The sequence below is a fragment of the Roseateles sp. P5_E1 genome (assembly GCF_054049335.1).
Genome location: NZ_JBFUMN010000041.1, coordinates 23,029 through 46,684 on the forward strand (window position 1 = coordinate 23,029; position 23,656 = coordinate 46,684).

Here is a 23,656-nt window from a genome sequence, read left to right on the forward strand (position 1 = left end):
CCAGTGTGCCCAGGTCGGCGCAGCACGCTTGTCGGACGGCATCCGCTCATTTACGGGACCCGCGCGGAACTCAAACGCCACTGCCGTGACTCACCACGGGTGCGACCGCCAGGTCATGCCCGCCGCCACTGCTACGGACCCGACCTTGCTGCTCGATCCCCGCCATCGCCGATGCTCGCCCTTGCGCCTCAGCCTGCTGGCTGTGCAAACGCTGGCCTGCGCCTCGGGCTGGGCAGCCGGCACGCCGCCGGTGGTGCCCACGCCGGCCGAGCTGACCCGCCCGCCCGAGGCTCGCAACACCGAGCTGCCGCCCGAGCGTCCGCAGCAGGTCACGCGCGAGCTCGGCAAGCCCGACGACGAGCTCAAAATCGACGTCACCGCCTACAGCCTGTCGCCCGACGCCCCAGCCGCCCTGCGCGAGGCCCTGCCGCGATTGACTGCTGCCTTCGTCGGCAAGGACCGTGGCTTCGAGGATCTCGTCAACGCTGCCAACGAGGTGACCCGCTTCCTGCAGCGCGACCTGGGGCTCTACCTGGGTTACGCCTACATCCCGGAGCAGACCTTCGATGGCCAGACGGTGCGCATCGCCGTGCTGGAGGGGCGGCTGGACCGCGTCGTGCTGAACTGGAGCGACGGCCTGCCGGTGGACCGTGAGGTCGTCGAGGCCTATCTGGCACGCCTGAAGCCGGGCGACGTGCTGACGGTGGACGCCGTCGAGCGCACAGTCTTCCTGATCAACGACCTGCGCGGCATCGTCACGCGGGCCGAGGTCAAGGCCGGCAGCGCGCCGGGCACCGCCATCCTCGAATTCACGCCGCGCGCCGAATCGCGCTACAGCGGCAGCGTCGACGGCGACCTCAATGGCTCCAAGGTCATCGGTGCCCAGCGCCTGGGGGCCCAGGTCGTCATGGCCAGCCCGCTGGGCCGCGGCGACGGTCTGTCGGCATCAGTGCTGGCCTCCACCGGCGGCGGCCTGCTGTTCGCGCTGCTGGGCTACACCAGCCCCATCGGCGCCGACGGCTTCAAGGCGGGCGCCTCGCTGTCGGCGGTGCGCTACCAGCTCGACAAGAAGGAATTCCCCCTCGGCCTGGACGGCACCGGCACGACGCTCAACCTCTTCGCCCTCTACCCCTGGGTGCGTTCGCGCAACCTCAACCTGTTTGCGCTCGGGGCGGTGGACGCCAAGCGCTATGTCGACAAGGTCGCGGCCCTGTCGACGAAGAAGCATGTGGACGATGCCAGCGTCGGTGTCAGCGGCGATTTTCGCGACAGCCTGCTGACCGGCAGCGTCAACACCTTCGAGCTCAACCTGGCGCAGGGCCGGCTCAACTTCCCGGCCGGTGCGCCCAGCGGCGGCGACGACGCGGCGAGCTTTCGCAAGCTCAGCTTCGCGGCCTCGCGGCTGCAGAACGTCCTCAGCAACCGGTTGCTGGCCTACTTCACGATGCGTGGGCAGTGGGCCCTGTCCAACCTCGACTCGACCGAGCAGTTCCGCGCCGGTGGCCCGAACGGCGTGCGCGCCTATGCGCCGGGCGAGGGCACGGGTGACAGCGGTGCCGTGGCCAGCCTGGAGCTGCGCTGGCTGCCGCCGGCCAGCCTGTTCGGGCGCTGGGCCAGCGAGCTGGTGCTGGCGGCCTTCTACGACGGCGCCTTCATCCGCTACCGCCACGATCCCAACCTCGTGCTGCGCGAGCCCGGCTACGTGAACCGCGCCTGGCTGGGCGGCGCGGGGCTGTCCCTGGTATGGGCGCGCGGCAACGCGTATGCCTTCCGCATGAGCCTGGCTACGCCCACGCACGGCCATGCCAGCACCGAAAGCCAGTCGAGCAAGCTGCGCCTGTATGCCCAGGGATCGTGGAGCTTCTGATGTGGCGCCTGCAACCCCTCGCCCTCGCTCTGTGCCTTGCCGCAGCCTATCCGGCTGCCCATGCGCTGCCTCAAGGCGCCCAGGTCGTGCAGGGCCAGGTCGCAATTCGCCCGGGCCTGATCCAGCAGAGCAGCGACAAGGCCATCGTCAACTGGCAGAGCTTCTCCATCGCCGCGGGCGAGGGCCTGCGTATCCAGCAGCCCAGCGTCAATTCGGTGCTGCTCAATCGTGTCGTCGGTGGCGACCCGTCCCTGATCCTCGGCCAGATGCAGGCCAACGGCCGGGTCTTCCTGATCAACCCGCGCGGCATCGTCTTCGGGCGGGGATCGCAGGTGGATGTCGGCGGTCTCGTCGCGTCCACGCTGGACCTGTCCGACACCGCCTTCATCGCCGGCAACTACCGCTTCTCGGCGGGCGCGGGCGCCAGCGCGCTGCAGGCTGATGGCAGCATCAGCGCGCCGGGCGGCACGGTGGCGCTGGTCGCCCCCCAGCTCAGCGTTGGAGGCAGCATCGCGGCGCGGCGCGTCGGGCTGGGTGCAGCCAGCACGGTGCAGGTGGATGTGGAAGGCGACGGCCTTGTCCTCTTCAATCTGCGCAACGACGACAACCGCGACGTCGCACTGAAATTCAGCGGCCGCGTGCAGGCCGAGAGCAGCGCCGAGATGCGCGCCCAGGCTCGTGGCGGCGCGGCCGGCCAGGTGCTGAACATGGACGGCATCGTGCAGGCGCGGGGCTTGAGCCAGCAGGGCGGGCACATCGTCATCGACGGCGGCACGGCCGGCATCACCACAGTCAACGGCGGCCTGGACGCCAGCGGCGAACGAGGCGGCAGCATCACCGTGCTGGGCCAGAAGCTCGCGCTGCTGGACGGCGCCCGGCTGGACGCGTCCGGGCGCCTCGGCGGCGGCAGCCTGCAGGTCGGTGGCGGCTTCGAGGGCAGGGGCACCGAGCACAACGCCGAGCAGACCTGGATAGGTGCCGGCGCTGAGCTGCGCGCCAATGCCACCGAACGGGGCGATGGCGGCCGCATCGCTGTCTGGGCTGACGGACGCACCGACATGCTCGGCAGCATCTGGACCCGCGGCGGGCGTCTGGGGGGCAATGGCGGCATGGTCGAGACCTCGGGCCGCCAGCAGCTCAACCTGCTCGGCCGCGTTGACGCCAGCGCACCGCTGGGGCGGTCGGGCCAGTGGCTGCTCGACCCCAACGACGTGGTCATCAAAGCCAACAGCGGCACCAACACCAACGTTGGCGCGGCGCCGAATTTCGCCAGCACGGACGATGCTGCCGTGGTCGACGTTGGCGCCCTCAACAATGCGCTGTCCGGCGGCACGTCGGTGACGGTGCAGACCCTGGCCTTGGGCACCAACGGCCAACATGGCGACATCGACGTCCAGGCCGCCATCGTGCCTACCGGCGCGGCCACGCTGAACCTGATCGCCTTGCGCAACATCAGCTTCAGCGCCGGCAGCATCGGCGCGGGGGCAGGTGCCCTCAACGTCGTCCTGCAGGCCGGCGGCGACATCACCGGCAGCACCCTCAATACAGGCGGCGGCAGCCTCACCGCGGCGAGTTCGGGCGCGGGCACCGTCGCACTGGGCAGCGTCACCAGCGCAGGCCTGACCCTCAGCAGCGTCGGCGGCGACGTCGTCCTGCCGACCGGCACGGTCACGGGCAATGTCGGCGTCACCACCAGCGGCAGCGGCGCGATCACGCAGGCCGGCGCGTTGGCGGTGACTGGCACGACGGGCGTCACCACGGGGTCCGGCAACATCACGCTGACGGCGGCCAGCAACAACCTGCAGGGCGCGGTCAGCCTGACGACCACCGGCATCACCCAGGTCAGCAATGGCAGCGGCCATGCGCTGACCCTGGGCACGCTGAACACCCATGCCCTCACCGCCAGCGCCACCGCCGCCAACCTGAACCTGGGCAGCGGCACGGTCACCGGAAACCTCAGTGCGACGACGACCGGCACCGGCACCCTCACCCAGGGTGGCGCGCTGACGGTGACCGGCACCACGGCCTTGAGCAACGGCAGCGGCAACATCACGCTGGCCTCGGGCAACGACCTGCGGGGGCTGGTGAGCGTCACCACCACCGGCAATGCGCAACTCGTCAATGGCAGCGGCAAGGACTTGTCCCTGGGCGCGCTGAGCGCCGGCGGCCTGACCGTCAGCACCAGCAACGCCGATCTGGACCTCGGCAGTGGCGGCATCACCGGCAACCTCAGTGCGACGACGACCGGCACCGGCACGATCACGCAGAGCGGTGCGCTGACGGTGACCGGAACGACGGGCCTGAGCAACGGCAGCGGCAACATCACGCTGACCACGGGCGCCAATGACCTGCAGGGCGCGGTCAGCATCACCAGCACCGGCGCCACGCAACTCAGCAATGGCAGCGGCAAGGCGCTGACGCTGGGCACGCTGAACACGCACGATCTCACCGTCGGCGCCACGAGCGCCAGCCTGGGCCTTGGCAGCGGCAGCATCACCGGCGCTCTCGATGCGACGACGACGGGCGGCGGCGCCATCACCCAGACCGGCGCACTGACGGTGACCGGCGCCACGACCCTGAGCAACGGCAGCGGCAATATCACGCTGACCTCGGGCAACGACCTGCAGGGGGCGGTGGACATCACCACCACCGGCAGCACGCAGATCAGCAACGGCAGCGGCAAGGCGCTGACGCTGGGCACGCTGAGCACGCGCGCGCTGACCGTCAGCACCAGCGGCGCCGCCCTGGCCCTGGGCAGCGGCACGGTCACCGGCGCCCTCAGCGCGACGACGACGGGCACCGGCACCCTCACGCAAGGCGGCGCGCTGACGGTGACGGGCGTGACGGCCCTCAGCAATGGCAGCGGCAATATCACGCTGACCACGGCCGGAAACGACTTCCAGGGCGCGGTCAGCATCACCAGCACCGGCGCCACSCAGCTCAGCAATGCCAATGGCAACACCCTGACCCTGGGCACGCTGAACACCGGCGTGCTGACCGTCAGCGCCAACCATGCCGACCTGGTGCTGGGCAGCGGCACCGTCGGCGGCAACCTCAGCGCGACGACGACGAACAACGGCACGCTCACGCAGAGCGGCGCGCTGACGGTGACGGGCACCAGCAGCCTCAGCAATGGCAGCGGCGATATCACGCTGACCTCGGCCAACGATCTGCAGGGGGCCGTCAGCGTCACGACGACCGGCACCACGCAGATCAGCAATGGCAACGGCAAGGCCCTGACCCTGGGGACGCTGAGCGTGCGCGACCTGACGGTCAACACCAGCGGCGCCAACCTGGGCCTGGGCAGCGGCACCATCAGCGGCAACCTCGGCGCGACGACGACCGGCACCGGCGCCATCACGCAGAGCGGTGTGTTGACGGTGACCGGCACCAGCGGCCTCAGCAGCGGCAGCGGCGGCATCACGCTGGCGGCGGCCAACGACCTGCAGGGCGCGGTCAGCCTCACCAGCACGGGCAGCAGTCAGGTCGTCAACGGCAGCGGCAAGGCCCTCGCCCTGGGCACGCTGAACACCGGCGCGCTGACGGTCAGCACCAGCAATGCCGACATCGACCTGGGCAGCGGCACGGTGGCCGGCACCCTGAGCGCCACGACGACGGGCAGCGGCACCATCACCCAGAGCGGCGCGCTGACAGTGACCGGCAGCAGCGGCCTCAGCAACGGCAGCGGCAACGTCAACCTGACGTCGGGCAACAACCTGCAAGGTGCGGTCAGCGTCACGACGACGGGCACCACGCAGCTCAGCAATGCCAGCGGCAACGCGCTGACCCTGGGCACGCTCAGCACTCGCGCCCTGACGGTCAGCACCAGCAATGCCAATCTCGGCCTGGGCAGCGGCACCGTCACCGGCAACCTCAGCGCCACCACCACCGGCACCGGCGCCATCACGCAGGGCGGTGTGCTGACGGTGACCGGCACCACGGCCTTGAGCAATGGCAGCGGCAACATCACGCTGACCTCGGCCAACAACCTGCAGGGTGCCGTCGGCATCACCAGCACCGGCACGACGCAGATCGCCAATGGCAATGGCAACGCGCTGGTGCTGGGCACGTTGAACACCCACGCCCTGACCGTCTCCACCAGCAATGCCAACCTGAGCCTGGGCAGCGGCGCAGTCACCGGCAACCTCAGCGCGACGACGACGGGCGCCGGTGCCATCACGCAGGGCGGGGCGCTCACGATCAGCGGCACCACAGCCTTGGGCAACGGCAGCGGCAACATCACGCTGACCTCGGCCAACAACCTGCAGGGCGCGGTCAGCCTCACCACCAGCGGCACCACGACGCTGGGCAACGGCGGCGGCAACCCGTTGACGCTGGGCACGCTGAACACCGGCGACCTGACCGTCAGCACCACGGCCGGCGGTGCGCTGAACCTGGGGCAAGGCAGCATCAACGGCACACTGAATGCCAGCAGCCACGGCGGCACCCTCAGCCAGACCGGCGCGCTGCTGGTCAGCGGCATTGCGACGCTGGACGCCACCACCAGCGGCGACATCAGCCTGCCCAACACCAGCAACCAGTGGCACGGCCTGAACCTGGTCGGCAACTCGCTGGACCTGCACTCGGGCGGCGACCTTGAAATCCTCAGCCTGACCCAGCCCGCCAACCGCGCGCTGACGCTGTCGGCCGGCGCCAACCTCATCCTCGGTCCGGTGGCCAGCATCAACACCGGCACGGCCGACCTCACGCTGACCAGCGGCGGCAGCTTCACCATGGGCGGCACGCTGGCCGGCCACAACGTCGAGCTTCAGGCCCAGACCGGCCTCAGCCTGGGCCAGAACATCACGGCCAGCGGCACGCTGAAGCTGACGACGGCCAGCGGCGACGTCAACCAGACCGGCGGCAGCCTGCTCGTCACCGGCACGACGGCGGTCTCGGCCGGTAGCTCGGTCATCAGCCTGAACCAGCCGGGCAACCATTTCAGCGGCGCCGTCAGCCTGAGCGGCGGCGTCACCGGCGTGACGGACAGTGCCGCGCTGGCGCTGAGCACGTTGAACACCGGCGACCTGACGGTCACATCGACCGGCAACCTCGGCCTCGGCCAGGGCAGCGTCACCGGCACGCTGAACGCGACGAGCAACGGCGGCGCGATCACGCAGACCGGTGGCCTGACGCTGACCGGTGCGACGACGCTGAACGCCGGCGCAGCGGACATCACGCTGAACCAGGCCAGCAACGATCTGCAGGGCGCCATCACCGCCACGGGCGGCGCGGTGTCACTACGCAGCGCCAACAACCTCAACCTCTTCGCGCTGGCTCAGCAGCCCAACAAGGGCCTGGAGCTGGAGGCGGGCGGCACCCTCATCCTGCCTGCCGGCACGAGCAATATCGACACCGGCACCGAGGCCTTGACCCTGTCCAGCGGCGGCGTGTTCAGCACCTTCGGCACGCTCAAGGGCGGTGCCGTTACGCTCAAGGGCCAGTCAGCCACGCTGGCGCATGACATCACGGCCACCGCTGCCCTCGCCGTGACCAGCACCAGCGGTGTCATCAACCAGACCGGCGGCCGCATCAGCGCCGCGGGCACGAGCAGCTTCGATGCCGGCAGCCAGGCCATCACGCTGGACGCGGCGACCAACCAGTTCACTGGCCTGGTCTCGCTGACCGGCGGTACCACCCAGATCAGGAGCCAGGGCGCGCTGGGGCTGGGCAGCCTGGCGACCGGCTCGCTGCAGATCCTGGCTGGCGGCGCACTGGGCTTTGGCACGGGCAGCATCGGCGGCGCCCTCAGCGCCACCAGCAGCGGTGCCGTCACGCAGGCTGCTGGCGGCTTGAGCGTCACCGGCACCGCAACCCTCAACGCCGGCGGCGCCGACATCACGCTGGGCGATCTGGCCAACAGCTGGACCGGCGCGGTCGCGCTGACCGGCAGGAATGCCGTGCTCACCGGCAGCAGTGCTGTCACGCTGGGCCATGTCAATGCCACCTCGCTGACGCTGACGACGGGCGGCGCCGTCAGCCAGGGCGCGGGCACGACCATAGCCCTGACCGGCGCCCTGGGTGTGGACGCGGGCAGCGCGGCCATCACCCTGGCCAACACCGGCAACCAGCTCGGTGGCGTGGTCACGCTGAAGGGTGGCGCCACGCAGCTGCGCACCACCAACGCGCTGACGCTGGGCACGCTGGACACCGGCGCGCTCACAGCCAACAGCACCGGCGCCCTGAACCTGGGCCACGGCACTGTTGCCGGCAACCTGAGTGCCACCAGCGGCAACGGCGTCGTCACGCAGGCCGCTGGCGGCTTGAGCGTCAGTGGCACTTCCAGCATCAATGCGGGCACGGCCGACATCACGCTGGACGACGCGGCCAACAGCTGGACGGGCGCCGTGGCGCTGACCGGCCGCGACGTGCGCCTCACCGACACCAGTGCCGTCGACCTCGGCGCAGTCAGCATCCACTCCCTCGTGCTGAAAGCCGGTGGCGATGTGACCCAGAGCGCGCCGCTCAGCCTGACCGGCGCCTTGAACGTGGATGCGGGCAGCGCCGCCATCACCCTCAACAACACCAGCAACCAGCTCGGCGGCCTGGTCACGCTCAAGGGCGGCGTCACGCAGGTGAAAACCGCGGCCGGGCTGACCTTGGGGCCGTTGACCACCGGCGACCTCACGGTGGGCGCTGCCGGCCCGCTGAACCTGGGCCAGGGCAATGTCACGGGCAACCTCGTGGCCAACAGCGGCAATGGCGCCATCAGCCAGTCCGGCGCGCTGCACGTGACCGGCTCCGCCGCCTTCACCTCCGGCAGCGGCAACATCACGCTGGCCAACGCCGGCAACCAGTTCCTCGGCGCGCTGAGCCTGACCGGCAATGCGGTGACCCTCTTCAACCAGCCCAGCCTGAGCTTCGGCACGCTGAGCTTCAACAGCCTGGACGCCACCAGCAACGGCAGCATCACGCTGGGTAGCGGCACGCTCAGCGGCGCGTTGACCGCGCGCGCCCTCGGCGGCGCCATCACGCAGATCGCCGGCGGCCTTACCGTCGCCGGCAACGCGACGCTGCAGGCGACGACAGGCATCACGCTGACCGATGCGGCCAATCACCTCAACGGCGTCGTCAGCCTGAGTGGCAGTGCCAGCGCGGTCACGAACGCCAGCGGCCTGCGCCTGGGCACGCTGGCCACCGCCGGCCTGACGCTCAACGCGGCCGGCACGCTGGACCTTGGCAGCGGGTTCGTTGGCGGCATCCTCACAGCCGTCAGCAGCGGCGCCATCAGCCAGTCGGGTGCCCTGTCAGTGAGCGGCGGCACCAGCCTGAATGCGGGCAGCGCCGGCATCTCGCTCGGCCAGGCCGGCAATGCCTTCGCCGGCAGCGTCGACCTGCGTGGCGGCACCACCGTCATCACGGGTGCCGGCGCGCTGAGCCTGGGCAGCCTCAATGTCGGCGGGCTGACGGCGTCGGCCTCCGGCGCGCTGCGCCTGGGGACAGGCACGGTGGGGGGCAACCTCAATGCCGGCGGTGCGGCCATCACCCAAGTCTCCGGCGGCCTGGCGGTCAGCGGGGCGTCCACGCTGAGTACCGGCAGCGGCAACATCGATCTTGCCGAGGCGGGCAATGCCTTTGCCGGCGCGGTCAGCCTGGTGGGGGGCGATGTGACCCTGGCCAACAGCGGCGCCCTGCACCTGGGCAGCTTCGCGGTGCATGACCTCAAGGCCAGCGCCGGTGGCGACCTCGACCTCGGTGGCGGCACCGTGAATGGCGAGCTCACGGCCACCACGCGTGGCAGCAGGATCAGCCAGTCCGCGGCGCTGACGGTCAACGGCGTGGCCAACTTCGTCGCCGATGGCGGCCTGGCCACTCTGGTGCTGGACCAGCCGGGCAACCAGTTGCTGGGCGGCATCGCCATGCGCGGAGTAAATGGCGGCAGCTTCGCCAGCGCCGACATCAGCAGCGCGCTGGACCTGAGCTTCAGCGGCGATGTTCAGACGCTGAAGCTCAGCAGCGGCGGCCTGCTGACCCTTGGCGGTGGCCGGAGCACGACGCTGACGGCCGCGGCCCACAGCGGCATCGTGCAAACCGGCGCGCTGCAGGTCAGCGGCCTGACGACCCTGATCGCCCAGGGCGGCACGGTCATGCCAGTCGACATGGTCCATGCTGGCAACGACCTGAACCGCGTGCAGTTGCAGACCCAGGCCGGCGGTAGTCTCGGCCGTGTGCAGCTGCGCGATGGCGACGGCAGCCGGCACGACGGCCTGCAGTTGCTGGGCGACGCGACCAGCCTGGAGATCACCTCAGCCGGTGCGCTGGACTTGGGCGGCGGCCGCTACGGCAGTCTGATGGCTGACACGAGCGCCACCGGCGCAGCCTTCACGCAGAGCGGCGCTCTGGCGGTCAGCGGCCCGGCGACGCTGAAGGCTGGCGGCGGCGCGATCACGTTGATCCGCCCCGACAACGACTGGGGCGGCCTGGTGCAGCTCGGCGGCGGCACAGTGCAAATCACCGCCGCCGGCGCGCTGACCCTGGGCGATATCGCCACAGACAGCCTGAGCRTGAATTCGGCCGGTGCCCTCAACCTGGGCCAGGGCGTGATCGGCGGTGCCCTGCTCGCAAGCAGCGGCGGCAACGCCATCACGCAATCTGGCGCACTGCAGTTCGGTGGCATGGCCACGCTCAACGCCGGTGGCGCGGACATCGCGCTGCCCCACGCCGGCAATCAGTTCCTCGGCGTCATCAACCTCGCCGCCCGCGACGCGACGCTGTTCAGCCTGCCCGGCCTCAGCCTCGGCACATTGGCTCTGCGCAGCCTGGACGCGAGCAGCAACGGCGGCATCATCCTGGGCACCGGCAACCTGAGCGGCGCGCTGAGCGCACGAGGCGCCACGATCACTCAGATGGCGGGCGGCCTCGCCGTGGCGGGCGGCAGCACGCTGCAGGCAGCGGGCGACATCACGCTGACAGAAGCGGCCAACCAACTGGGCGGCCTCGTGAATCTGACTGGTGGCACGACGGCCCTGAGCAATGCCGGCGACCTAAGTCTGGGCAGCGTCGCGACCGGTCCCCTGACGCTGGAGGTGGCCGGCGCGCTGAACCTCGGCGGCGGCCGGATTGGCGGCGAGCTGAAGGCGGTCAGCCGCGGGCTACTGACCCAGACCGGTTCGCTCGCGGTCAGCGGCGCAGTCACGCTGGACGCTGGCGCCGCGGCCATCAGCCTCGGCCAGGCCGGCAACGCCTTTGCCGGCACAGTCATCAACCTTACCGGCGGCAACACCCTGCTCATCAACAGTGGCCCGCTCAGTCTCGGCCTGCTGGACGTGGGCGACCTGACGGTCGCCTCGAATGGTGTGTTGCGGCTTGGTAGCGGCACGGTCGGCGGCGAGTTGAAAGCGAGCAGCGGCGGGGGCGCGATCGGCCAGGTCGCTGGCGGCCTCAGCATCGCCGGCGCGTCGACACTGGACGCAGGCAGCGCCGCCATCCAGCTCAACGAGGCCGCCAATGCCTTCGGTGGCCCGATCCATCTGCTGGGCGGCGATGTGAGCCTCGTGGCCAGCGGCGCGTTGCGCCTGGGCAGCTTCACAACGCGCGATCTCAAGCTGGGCGCCGGCGGCGACATCTCGCTGGGCGGCGGCCGCGTCAGTGGCGATCTGACGGCACTGATCCGGGGAACGACCCTCACCCAGACCGGTGCGCTGTTTGTCGCAGGCTCGAGCGATTTCATCGCCGACGGCAGCCTCGTGAATCTCGTGCTGAACCAGCCCGGCAACCAGTTGCTCGGTACGGTCAGCATGCGCGGAGTGAACGGCGGCAGCTTCGCCAGCGCCGACATCAGCAGCGCGCTGGACCTGACGTTCAGCGGCGATGTGAAGACGCTTACGCTCAGCAGCGGCGGCCTGCTGACGCTGGGCGGCGGCCACAGCGACAGCCTCAGCGCCGCGGCGGCCAAGGGCATTCTGCTGACCGGGCCGCTGCAGGTGAGCGGCCTGACGACGCTGATCGCCAACGGCGCGGCCGTGCCCGTCGACCTGGCCACCCATGGCGCGGGCAACGACCTCAACCGTGTGGAGCTCAAGGCCCAGGCCGGCGCCAGCCTCGGACAGGTGCAACTGCGCGATGGTGACGCCGCGCGCCATGACGGTCTCAAGGTCACGGGCGACGCCGCCCAGCTCGAAGTCACGTCGGCCGGCGCGCTGGACCTCGGTGGCGGCAGCTACGGCAGCTTGGGCGTGGACACCGCGGCGACCGGCGCTGCCGTCACGCAAAGCGGCGCGCTGACGGTCGCGGGTCTCGCGACCATCAAGGCTGGCAGCGGCAATGTCACGCTGACCCGGCCCGACAACAGCCTGGCGCGCTTCGCGATCGACAGCGCCGGCATCGCCAGCCTTGTCAGCGCGGCCGACTACAGCGTCAACGCGAGCAATGTCTCGACCCGGCTCGAACTCGGCGGGCCCGGCGCCATCAGCCTGGTGGGCCCGCTGTCGGGCAGCGGCGAACTGGTCATGAGCGGCAGCGGCAGCCTGACGACGACGACGGCGCAGAGCTACAGCGGCGGCACGCGCATCAACTCGGGCACCGTGGTGCTGTCGGGGCCCTCGGCCCAGGCCGGCAGCGGTGCGGTGCAACTCGAAAGCACAGGCCAGCTCGATCTGCGCGACGGTGCCGTCATGAGCGCGGAGCTGGTGGCCAATGGTGGGCGCGTGATCAACACCGCGGGTGCTGGCACGCTGGCCGGTGCCGTGACGCTGAAGGCGGCCGTGACGGAGTTCCTGCCTGGCACCGGCGGGCTGACGATCAGCGGCTCAATAGTCGACGGCGATGCCGGCTTCGGCCTGCGCCTGGCCAGCAGCGGCACACTGACGCTGGCTGGCAGCAATCACTACGGGGGCATGACCGACATCGCCTCCGGCACCCTGCGCGTCACCGGTGAGCTGCCCTCGGCAAGCGCGGTGCAGATCGCCAGCGGTGCGCTGTTGGCCCTGGGCAAGGACCAAGCCATCGGCTCGCTCGCCGGCGCGGGCCGCGTCGAGCTCGGCAGCTTCACGCTGGGCACGGGCCTGGATGGCACGAACACGAGCTTTTCGGGCAGCCTCACCGGCAGCGGCGGCCTGACCAAGCTGGGCAGCGGCCGCTTCGTACTGAGCGGCAGCGGCGCCCACACCGGCGCGACGCGCGTGGCGGCGGGTGAACTGGTGCTGGCGAGCAGCACCGCGCTGAACGACGTCACGGCCGTGAGCGTGGAGGCGAACGCCACGCTGACGGTGCAGCAAAGCCTCAACCTCGGCTCGCTCGCCGGCGCCGGCACGGTGGACGTGCAGGCGGCGCTGCTCGGCGTCGGCAGCAATGGCGGCAATACGCGTTGGGATGGCGCCATCATCGGCAGCGGCGGCCTGGCCAAGCTCGGCACCGGCGTCTTCACGCTGGCCGGTCACAACACGCTGGCGGGCGATCTGCAGGCCAATGCCGGCACGCTGCAGCTCGAAGGCGCCGGCGCTGTCAAACCCTTGGCCGCCGGCGCAGCAACAGCGCCGGTCGTGCCGACCTCGGCTGGCGTCAACGTGGCCGACGGTGCGACGCTGGAGTTGCTGACCGACGTCGACCTTGGTGCGCTGAGCGGTGCCGGCCAGGTGCAGCTCAATGCCAACACGCTGGTCCTGGGCGCCAGCGGCCGCAGCAGCCGCTTCGACGGCGTCATCGGCGGCGATGGCGGCCTGAGCAAGGCGGGCAGCGGCACGCTGACGCTGGGCGGCGCCAACCTCTACACCGGTGCCACGCGGGTCGACGGCGGCAGCCTGGTGCTGGATGCGGAACAAACCCTGGCGGCGGCCAGCGCTCTCGTCATCGAGACGCCGGGGCAGGTGCAGGCCAATGCGCGCCAGACGGTGGCCTCGCTGAACGGTGGCGGCAACCTGGTGCTGAACGGCGCTTCCCTGGCGGCCGGCGCCGATGGCGCCGACGGCCGCTTCGACGGTGTCGTCAGCGGCAGCGGTGGCCTGGTCAAGCAGGGCGCCGGCATGCTGACGCTGACGGCCGCGCACCGCAACAGCGGCGCCACCGTCATCGAGGCCGGCACCCTCCAGCTGAGCGGCAATGGCGCCCTGGGTTCGGGCGAGATCCAGAACCAGGGCGAATTGCGGCTGTCGCGCGGCGACGCGCTGGCGCTGGACCAGGCCATCATCGGCCGCGGCAGTCTCGTCGTCACCCAGGGCCAGGTGACGCTGGGCAGCGCCGGCAACAGCTACAGCGGCGCCACCCAGGTACTGGGCGGCAGCCTCATCACGACGGCGGCCGAGCGCCTGTCCGACGCCAGCGCGGTGCAGGTGGCCGCCGGCGCCCAACTGCAACTGGGGGGCGCCGAGACCATCGCCTCGCTGCAGGCCGCCGGCAGCGTGCGCCTGGCCGGCAACCTGACGACGCGGGCCGAGCAGGTCTACACCGGCAGCCTGACCCTGGCCAATGCGGCCGGGCTGACGCTCACCGGCACGCTGATCGACGCCAGCCGCAGCAGCAACCAGTTCGGCAGCGCGTCGCTGGGCCTGAGCGGCGGCCAGGCCCTGGTGGCCGCCAAGGACAGCCTGCAACTGGGCGACGTGACCCTGTCGAGCGGCGGCCGCATCGAGGCGGGGCGCCTGGCCATCAACGGCAAGCTGCAACTCACGGGCGGCAGCCTCGCGCTGGTGGCCCAGGCCGCGCCTGACGACGCCAAGGCCACGCTGCAGGGCACGGCCCAGGTGCCGGTCGCCGGCCAGCCGCTGGCGGTGGCCGAGGCGACCGTGCAGCAGGGCAGCGCGAGCGCCATCACGGTCGCCGAGGGTGCCTCCCTGTCGGTGCAGGCCGCCGGTGGCGGCTCGGTGCTGCTGGCCCAGGATGCCAACAGCTTCAAGGGCCAGCTCTCGGCGCTCAGCGGCGCGAACTACAACTCCGCCTGGGCGCCGAATGCCAAGGGCGGCCAGGCCGTGCAGTCCGAGGTGCGCGTGTCCGGCCAGCAGGTGGGGGTGGGGGGCAGCGGCATCGAGGCCGACCTGATCTACATCCGCGCCGACCAGCTCGCCACGGCCGGCGACACCAAGCTGGTCGCCCGCATGCCGTTCGACGAGATCGTGCTCGGCAGGGCCCTGTCGGCACCGGGCATGGTGCTGGAGCTGGCGCCCGGCGCCTTCGGCACGCCCGGCAGCTTTGGCGCCGTCAACGGCCAGCCCATCCGCATCGAGGTGGGTTCCACGGCAACGGGGGGCCGCACGGTGGGACCGAACGCCGGCTATCTGACCGTGCTGCCCAAGGCCGGTGCGCAAGGCTCGACAGCGGTCGTGCTGATCGGCCCCGAGGTTGGCAGCCAGCCCACCACCGGCGGCACGGCCTATCGCTTCTTCCATGATGGGGCCAGTCAGGCAACGGAGATCCCGGTGGTCTATAACGGAGTCCTGCCGCTGACGCCGGCGGCCTCTGGAGCCCTGTCTTCCATCAATGGCGACGCCGAGGACGCCCGCCGTGCCCGCTTCCAGGAGACCGTGCGCACCGAGAACGTGACGGTGCGCCTGCGTTCCGGCGTCATCGCCGAGGTCGGCCCCGGCCGGCCGTCCACCCAAGGCAGCGAGGGCGCCAAGCCGCCCGAACTGTGCGACCCCGCCGCCCAGCCTGCGCTGAGCTGCAAGCCTGCGAGCCCATGACCGTGCAGTCCGAACCCCCCATGTCCCCCCGCCTCGCGCGCCGCCGCTTCCTGTGGGGCTCGTTGCTCGGCGCAGGACTGGCCGTGCGGCCCGTCGCGCGGGCCGCCGCGGACTCTCAGCTGCCGAGCACCGAGATCCGCCTGGCGCTGCTGCTGGGCAACCGCAACTATCCCCAGCCCTTCGACCTGCCGCCGATCCCGAAGAACCTGCGCGACCTGGAGGCCGTGCTGGAGCGGCGCGGCTTCAAGGTCACGTCGGCGCTGGACCTGGACCTGCCGGCAGCGCGCCGTGCGCTGGAAGTCTTCATCGCCGAGGCTGCAGCGAGCCCGGCGGATGCGACCGTGTTCTTCTACTTCAGCGGCCACGGCGTGCAGGTGGACGCGTCCAACCTGCTGCTGCCCGCCGGGCTCAACCCTTCGGCCAAGGGCGAGCTGTTGCAAAACAGCAGCATGCAGCTGCTCAGCGACGTCGTGCGCCGCCTGCCCGCGCGCCGCGAGGGCATGATCATCGCGGTCGTCGATGCCTGCCGCACCGGCCTGCGCGCCGGTGAGCTGGTTGGCCTGAACCAGGTCGAGGCGCCACCGGGCTGCCTCATCACCTTCTCCACCGGGGCCGGCAAGCCGGCCATCGCGCCGGCCGTCGAGACGCAGAACACCTTCTACACCGGGTCGCTGGTCAAGCTGATGGGCAGCGTGTCCGACCAGACGACCTTCCCCGAGCTGATGCAACTGGTGCGCAGCGACGTGCGCGAGACCATGCTCAACCACCCGGTGGCCGCCATCCGCCAGCTCGCGCAGGACCCCTTCATCGCCGACCACACCCGCGTGCGCCTGAACGTGGAGCCCAAGCGCGCAGGTGCCGTGGCGCCGGCGGCGCCCGACATCGACGAGGACGCGGTGCTGAAGAAGCTGGAGCAACTGGCCTGGCCCGCCGAAGTGGTGCAGGTGGCCGAGGACTTCCTGAAGGCCCGGCCCGAGAGTCCCTTCGCACCTGGCGTGCAGGTGGCACGTGACGGCGCGCGCAGTGCGCTCAAGGCACTGCAGCGCAGCGACGTGCGCTTGTACCGCTCGGCCTTTTCCTTCAACCCGGACATGCCGGCCGAGYAGCGCCAGGATCTGCTGCGCTGCGGCCGCGGCGACAAGGACGCCGCCGCGCGCATGGCCTGGCGCGTTCGTGGTCAGAACACTGGCGGCTATGGCTCCTCGGCCGCGCAATCGCGCTACGAGGGCTGGATGCAGTTCGCCGTGGCCCTGGGCAACGGCATTGCCAGCTACGAGCTGGCCCTGCATTTCCGCAACACCGGCCAGCCGCTGCTGGCGTCGCAGTTCGAGGCGCGTGCCCGCGACCTGGGCTATACGCCGCCGCCCGACCTGGACAACGTGCGCAAGTAGGGCCGGGGCAGCAGCCTTACTTCACGGCGCCCTTCAGGCCGGCCGCAGAGCCGCCGACCGAGCTGATCAGGTCGGCGCCATTGATCAGCGTGTCCATGTTGGCGTACTGCTTCACGGTCTCAAGGAGGGTGCGCGGGGCCAGGACCGGGATCTTCTCAAGGTCGCCGACGACGCCGCGGGCCTTGTCGATGAAGGCCTCGAACTCCTTGTCGCGCTGCTGGGCCTGTTCGATGGCGGTCTGCGCCTTGGTTTGCTCGTCGTGCAGCTTCTTCAGCACGGCAGCCTGCTTGGTGATGCCCTTGAAGTCGCCGGCCGCCTTGACCACCTCCATCTTGTCCTGGGCTTCCCGGGCCTTCACGGCGAGCTTGTCCAGCACGGCGCGGGTGGCCTGGATCATGCCGCGGCGCTCGGTGCACATGCGGGAAGCATCGTCCAGATGCTTGGGCAGGCCGGCCGTCTTGTTGGCGATGCTGCCCAGGTGGGTCTGGATGACCTTCAGATCGGCCTCCAGATTGGCCAGGGCGCGCTTTTCCAGGTCGTACTTGCCCTTGATGTCCCGGCCAACCTTGACCAGGGCGGTCAGCCCGCCGAGGCTGGCGAAGGCGACACCCAGCGCGGCAATGGCAGGCGCCGCGGCGCCAAAGGTGACGATGGTCAGTGCAATGGCGGCGGCGGCGGCGCCGAGGATCAGCACGCCCTTGATGACGGCGCCGGCCACGTGGCGGAACTTCTTCCAGCGGATGTCGCTCTTGATCTTCTTCTTGGCCTCGACCTCGGCATCTTTCTCGATCTTCTCGGCCCAGACCAGGATCTGCTGCTCGACGGTGTTCTTGACCGCGTCCTTGAGGTAGTCGTTGTATTCCTTGATCTTGGTGTCGAGCGACTTCTTGCTGCCCGACGCCGCCTTGATCTGCTCCACGAGCTTGAGCGGGTCGGTCTCCGTGGTCATGTCGTTGTAGGCCTTCTTCATCGCGTCGATTTCCTTTTGCATGGAACTCAACGGCAGCGCAAAGCCCTCGATCTGCTTCTTGAACTTCTTGCGCATCTCGGCTTCGAAGTTCTTGGCGATGTAGTCGAACTTGACTCGCTCATGGGCCTCGTCGCTGCCACTCTCGAATTCGTAGGTGGCCTCCAGCTTGGGCGGCTTGAGATCGTCCGTACCCGGGATGTCCTCGGTGATGGTGATCGTCTTCTTGACCATGGTGGTGTCTCAGTCGGAATGAAATGGCAGCGGCGATGCGCATGCAAGGCGCCGCCATGTGTGACTGCGCCGGTCCGGAAGTTCCCCGGCTGCTTACCGCGCGCGGCGCTGCACTTCGATGTTGGCCGCGATGACGATGCGCGGCCGGTCGCCCTGGTAGGGCTCCACCGAGTGCCTCAGCCAGCCGGGGAAGATGGCCAGCAAGCCGGTGCGCGGTGTGACGCTGAAGGTCGTCGGGATCAGCTCCGCGCCCGGCATGGAGCGGTGCGAGCCGATCGGATTGATCCAGCTGATGCGGCCCGACGCGGCGTCGTCGCAGTCGCCCGCGTCGACGTAGTACACGGCCGACCAGTGCGCATCCACGTGATCGTGGACCTGCACATAGTGCCCGCGTTCGAGCACCGTCGCCCAGGCCTGCAGCATGAAGCGGGCTTCGTAGTCCACGCCGCTGCCGACGCGGGCATGGACGCCGCGCACCTGTTCGATGAGCGTGCCGAAGAAGGCGTCCAGGGGCTGCACGCGCCGTGCCGGCAGATCCGCCCTGGAATGCCAGCCGCCGACGACGCTGCGTTGCACGCCTTCGCCAAGCTCGCGCTCCAGCAGGATCCATTCCGCCAGCTCGGCGTTGGCGGCCTCGTCCAGCACGCCTTCCGCCAACGCCAGCGGCACGGCGAACAGCTGCAGCAGCTGGGCTGCTGGCCCCTCATCCGGTGCAGGCGTCATCGTCGATGTCCCGCCGGGCGCGGCTTCAATCCTTGTAGACCAGCATGCCCTTTTCCTGCATCCAGGAATAGGCGGCGGGGTAGGCTGACTTGCCCTTCTTGCGAACGTCGGCATTGCCGTTGTTCACGGTGGCATAGAACTCCGCAAACCATTCGCCGGGGGCGCGGTACTGGTACATCGAGACCATCTTCTTGCGCGTGGGGGCGGCGAAGCTCACCCAGCCGTCGTCGCCCAGGCCGGAATCCAGATAGACGCGGCCGTTGTGCGCCACGGGATCGGGGCCGAGGCTGAAGAAGGCGTTGGGCTGGATGCCCTGGCGGACGACCTTGAAGAAGGCCTGGCCCAGGTCGAGCGCGTCCTTCAACACCGTCATCTTCTGCCCGCGGGCCGCAACCTTCTTCATGGCCTCGGACTTGGGGCCGAAGAATTCGAAGGTGGCGGTCGCGAAGTCCTGCTTCAGGCCGACGTCATTGCCTTGCAGCTTGGTCGCCTGCACGGTGTTCAGCCAGCGCAGCAGCTCGGGCTTGGCGTCGTCGGCCATGTCGAGCCTGGACTTGAGTTCCGCAGCCAGGGACGTGACGAGGTCGTCCAGCTCCGTCACGACGGCGGCCAGCGTCTTGTGGCCACGCCACTGGCCGCCGTCCATGGAGTCGGTCAACGCCTTGCCGTTCTTGGTCGCGTGGACGGCGTGGCCGAGTTCATGGCGCACCATCACATCGAAGCACTTGGTCCCCTCCAGCGGATCGCCAGCCACCGCGTTGAGGTAGTCCTGATCGAAATTGGCATCGTCCTCGCCGAAGTCGAACTGGGCAAGCTGCGTCTCCGGGATGTAGGTGCCGGACGTTCCCTTTCCCGGTACCGCGTTGAGCTTCCACTTCTCGGGCAGATGCTCGGCAGGGAAGGTCGCCAGGATGTCCACGGCCTTGTCGAGGACGTGCGGTGGCACGGGCGCCGGCGCCTCCCCGTTGTCGTCGGTCTTGACGCTGTCCAGCGAGCAGGCGAAGGCCTTCTCGAACACCTTCTGGCGCAGCGCCGTGTCCGTCTTCGGCGCTGACCGCAGCGCGTTCAGCAGCTCCTTCTTCACGCCCTCGGTCGGCTTGCCCTTGACGGTCTCGAGGTAGTCCATCACCTCGCCGCGGAACTTGGGTTCGGCCAGCTTGCCTGCCAGTTCGCCCTTTTCCATGGCTTCCTGGACATTCTTGAGTGCCGGCGGCAGCACTTCCGGCACGGGAGCGTCCTTGCCTTTGGGCTCGCTGCCCTTGACGGGCGCCTGCGCCTTGGGGCCTTTCGGCGCCTCCTTTGGCGCCTCCTTCTGCAGCCGGTCGATCAGCCGCTCCAGCGGCGCCAGCGCTTGCACCAGCGGCTCGGCGTGCGAGCGGGCCAACTGGCTGTCGGTGCGCACCTTGAAGGTGATGTCCAGCGCGCGCTTGGCGCCGTCGCGCACCTTGACGAGGTCTTCCAGAGCGTCGGTGTGCTGGCAGCCCTGCACTTCCTTCAGGTGCATGTCCAGCAGCGCGACAGCATCCTTCTCCTCGGTCATCCCGTCCTTGGTCGAGCCGATGGCTTCGAGCACTTCGCGGAGATTGGTCTTTCCCATGACTGAGTTCCTGTGATCCGTTGGATGGAGGCGTTCAGGCCGTGATGGCCGTGCGCAGCTGGCTCAGGGCACCCAGCAGCGGCGTGCGGATGTCTTCGGCCAGCTCGCACACATCGGCGACGACGTCGTCGTCGGCCAGCCAGCGCTGCAGCTCGTTGACCTGCTGCAGCGTGGCCGGCTCGGCCGTCAGGTTCTTGATCACGGCCTGCAGCTCGATGATGGCCTTGGCCGAGCTGGCATGCTTGGCATTGGCCACCTTGGTGGCGACCGACTTGAGCGAGTTCACTGCCGCCGCGCGGCGGGTCTTCCATTCGTCCATGGCCTGGGCGGCACTCTTGCCAGAGCCTGAGCTGCCGCCGCTGCCCTTCTTCAGCAACACTTCGATCGCGTCGAGCACCTTCTCCGAGTCGGCGAATTTGCCGGCCTTGGACAGCTGGGTGATGCCGGCCACCAGCTCCTTGAGGCGGGCGGCGTCTGCGCCGGCCAGCCCGGCCTTGATGCCCGCCTGCAGGCCAGCGAAGCGCTTCATGAAGCTGGCCTGCGCGCCGCCAGACGCCTTCTCGGTCGACGCGTCCGCGTCCTGCTCGTCCTCCTGCTCGTCGGCCTCTTCATCCTCGCCGCCGGCAAGCAGGGCCTCGATCTCGTCGAGCTCGGCGTCGGCATCGCCATACTTGTCGGCCTTGGTCAGCTTGGCGATCTCGGCCATCAGCTCCTTGATGCGCGCCGCCGAGGGGCCGCGCAGGCCGGCCTTGATGTCGGCATCCAGCGCGGCCATGCGTTCCACGAACTCCTCGCGGCCGAGGTCGTCCGCGGCATCGGCCGGATCGGCCTTGAGCAGGTGTTCGGGGATGTCCTCGCCTTCGGTCTCCTCGACCTCGCCGGTCGACTTGCGCACCCGCATCTTCAAGTTGAGCTTGAGCAGCTTCTTGAGCCAGAGCTGCACCTTCTTGAGGGTGGTGCTGGCCAGGCGGTCACTGACGAAGGTGAGCGCGTTCTTCTCCCACACCACGACGGCCTTCATGTCCTTCAGGACCTTGAAGGGCGCTTCGCCGGGCATCAGGCCCTTGAGGAGCTTTTCCTGCGCGGGGCCGACCGCATAGGCCAGGGCCAGGCTGGCACTGGTCTTGCCCAGCACGATCACGAACCGCATCGGCCGTGCGTTGGGCTGGGGCTTGCGCAGCAGGGCGATGGCCGTCAGCAGCTTGCTCTTCAGCAGCTTGGTCTGCTTGGCGACCACGGCGCTGCTCGGGCCGCTGGCGGACTTCTGCGCGGCCAGCTCCTGCGTCTTGGCGTCCAGCGCCTTGCGGGCCGCCGTGACGGCCGTGTCCACGTCGGCACGGTACTCCTTGGCCGCCTTGACGATGGCCGCTGCCGCCGTGAGCGGCTCCTTGGGGAAGATCTTGTCCTTTTTCGCTTCGCTCTCGAAGCTGGTCGCCGCGGTCTCCACCGTCTGCGCCTGGCTCAGCAGCGCCTTGATCTTGCCCTTGACGGCCGCATCGAGCTCGGCGGCGCGGGCCTTGGCGTCATCGGCGGTCTTGAGCTTGTCGGTGCCGTAGGCATCCCAGTCGAGCGCGAGATGCTGCTTGGTGAGTTCCTTGAGCGCGTCCGGCAACTTGGTGGCCGGGGCTTTCGCGGCCTTGGCCAGCGCGGATTTCTGCTTGTCCCAGTAAGCGACGCCAAGCGTCTGCGGCAGATTGACCTGAGCCATCATTCCCCCTAGTAGGCGGTTGATTGAAAAGAGTGGCCGAGGCTCCCGGCATCGGCGTCATGCTGCGTCGGGAGCTTCGATGAGTGCGTTGCGGCGCGTGTCTGGCGTGCTGACTCCAAGCGTCGGGGTCATCACTGCCCTTGCGATCAACTCAGTGACTTCAACAGCGCTTCCAGTTCCGCATCCACATCGAATTCGCTGTCTGCGGCGGCAGATTCGGTCGCCGGGCTGTCGTCGTTCAGGCTCGCGAGCAGCGCATCGAGGTCGTCGCTGTCCGATGCCGCTGGTTCGGGTGCGGGCGCGGCGTCATCCGAATTCAAGCCGGCGAGCAGAGCGTCCAGGTCGCTGCTGTCGTCCGGGCTGTCTGATGAGGTGGCGGTGGTGGTGGTATCGGCCTGGGCCTCGGCATCCGCAGCCGCTTCTTCCGAGGCCTCTGGTTCGGCATTGGCGGCGCCCTTGCGCCCTGGCCGCTGGACGGGCTCGGCCAGCTTGCTGCGCACGGCCAGCTCCACGCCCATGCGCGCGCCCGGCTTGGCGGCGCCGGCGGCCGGCGGCGTGAAGACACCCGCCACGGTGTCCGGGCCGGTGAGCTGCACCAGCGGCTCGCCCTTGTGCGCCATCAGCGCCTTGATGCCGTAGCGGCCCAGTTCGGTCGCCACCATCGAGGAAATGAAGCGCTCGGTGCAGGGCAGGGCCGTGCTGTCGCCATCGGCATCGACGAAATGGTGGAAGGGCAGGTCGTTGACGTTGGGAGCGCCGTTCTGGCCGGCCAGCACTGTCAGTGCCAGCAGCGCCGGGTGACCCCACAGCAGCCCGCCCAGGCCGTCGGCCATCGTGAATTCCTCGAAGGCGAAGGACGAGATCGGATCACTGCGCTTGCCGTAAGGGTGGCGCATCAGGAAGCGCGGGCCGAGCAGGGCCAGGCGCTTGGACTCCGGCAGGCCGCGCAGCGCGGCGAAGGCGTCCACCACCAGCGGGTGCGGCGGCACGCGCGGGTTGCTGAGCTCGTCCACGGCCATCGCGGTGAAGAAGGTCGCACCGGCCGCTGCGGCGACCTTGGCCATGCGGCCCAGCAGCTCGGTGTGCGGCGGCGTGGCCTCGAACTGGTAGAGGCCGGCGACGTAGGTGTAGCCGCCGTCCTTGGCCTCGGCGGGCTTGCTCACCAGCAGGCGGTACAGGCCGCTGTCGCTCAGGTCGTCGCTGGCGCTGAGGTCGGCGGCGAACTCCTCGGCGCTGATGTCGATCAGATGCACCTGCAGCATCGGCCCGGTCTCGAGGCGGCGCAGCAGGAAGTCCACGCCGCGCCACAGCGACTCGGTGGCCTGGAAGTCGGCCTGGTGCAGCACGGCACGCATGCCGTCGGCAATCGCGGCGTCCAACGTGTTCAACAGACCCGCCTTCTCGGGCTTGGCCGCCGGCACGACGAAGGGGCCGATGACGTTGCGCAGCAGCGTGTCGATGCCGCCGCCGCTGTCAGGGGCGCTCGCGCGGCCGGTCAGTCGCGCGAAATCGTCCAGCCGGGCGCCGGCCGACGGGCTGGCGCCGCGAGCGCGCGC

At 69.7% G+C, this 23,656-nt stretch carries 8 protein-coding genes; 3 read left to right on the forward strand and 5 right to left on the reverse strand.

The window, feature by feature from the left end; all coding sequences use genetic code 11:
• Positions 1-145 precede the first annotated feature (145 nt).
• The 3 genes from ACXJKJ_RS22875 to ACXJKJ_RS22885 are packed head-to-tail and all read left to right on the forward strand — an operon-like array spanning position 146 to position 16,871.
• On the forward strand, positions 146-1,867 hold the full coding sequence (locus tag ACXJKJ_RS22875; RefSeq protein WP_457392722.1) for a ShlB/FhaC/HecB family hemolysin secretion/activation protein: 1,722 nt from the start codon (positions 146-148) through the stop codon (positions 1,865-1,867).
• Positions 1,867-15,480, forward strand: a complete 13,614-nt coding sequence (locus ACXJKJ_RS22880) for a two-partner secretion domain-containing protein (RefSeq protein WP_457392725.1) — start codon at positions 1,867-1,869, stop codon at positions 15,478-15,480. The genes ACXJKJ_RS22875 and ACXJKJ_RS22880 overlap by 1 nt, the downstream gene beginning before the upstream one ends.
• A 20-nt stretch (positions 15,481-15,500) precedes the next feature.
• Complete coding sequence (locus ACXJKJ_RS22885) at positions 15,501-16,871, forward strand: caspase family protein (protein ID WP_457392727.1); 1,371 nt, start codon at positions 15,501-15,503, stop codon at positions 16,869-16,871.
• A 16-nt stretch (positions 16,872-16,887) separates the two neighbouring features.
• Here ACXJKJ_RS22885 and ACXJKJ_RS22890 read toward each other — a convergent pair whose 3' ends face one another.
• The 5 genes from ACXJKJ_RS22890 to ACXJKJ_RS22910 all read right to left on the reverse strand — a co-directional run.
• Positions 16,888-18,072, reverse strand: coding sequence for a hypothetical protein (locus tag ACXJKJ_RS22890; protein WP_457356294.1), 1,185 nt, complete (start codon positions 18,070-18,072; stop codon positions 16,888-16,890).
• A gap of 93 nt (positions 18,073-18,165) precedes the next feature.
• Positions 18,166-18,795 (reverse strand): putative 2OG-Fe(II) oxygenase, encoded by a 630-nt coding sequence (locus ACXJKJ_RS22895; RefSeq protein ID WP_457322327.1) that lies wholly within the window; start codon positions 18,793-18,795, stop codon positions 18,166-18,168.
• A gap of 25 nt (positions 18,796-18,820) precedes the next feature.
• The gene (locus tag ACXJKJ_RS22900) at positions 18,821-20,392 is read right to left on the reverse strand and encodes a hypothetical protein (RefSeq protein WP_457356292.1); all 1,572 of its coding nucleotides are present in this window, start codon (positions 20,390-20,392) and stop codon (positions 18,821-18,823) included.
• A gap of 34 nt (positions 20,393-20,426) precedes the next feature.
• The gene (locus tag ACXJKJ_RS22905) at positions 20,427-22,100 is read right to left on the reverse strand and encodes a hypothetical protein (RefSeq protein ID WP_457392729.1); all 1,674 of its coding nucleotides are present in this window, start codon (positions 22,098-22,100) and stop codon (positions 20,427-20,429) included.
• Between the two features lie 146 nt (positions 22,101-22,246).
• On the reverse strand, positions 22,247-23,656 hold a 1,410-nt coding region (locus ACXJKJ_RS22910), incomplete at its 5' end, for a type VI secretion system contractile sheath domain-containing protein (protein ID WP_457392731.1).

Coding starts and splice junctions, on each gene's coding strand:
- ACXJKJ_RS22890 (WP_457356294.1), bottom strand. CDS start 18,072: ATGGTCAAGAAGACGATCACCATCACCGAGGACATCCCGGGTACGGAC.
- ACXJKJ_RS22895 (WP_457322327.1), bottom strand. CDS start 18,795: ATGACGCCTGCACCGGATGAGGGGCCAGCAGCCCAGCTGCTGCAGCTG.
- ACXJKJ_RS22900 (WP_457356292.1), bottom strand. CDS start 20,392: ATGGGAAAGACCAATCTCCGCGAAGTGCTCGAAGCCATCGGCTCGACC.
- ACXJKJ_RS22905 (WP_457392729.1), bottom strand. CDS start 22,100: ATGGCTCAGGTCAATCTGCCGCAGACGCTTGGCGTCGCTTACTGGGAC.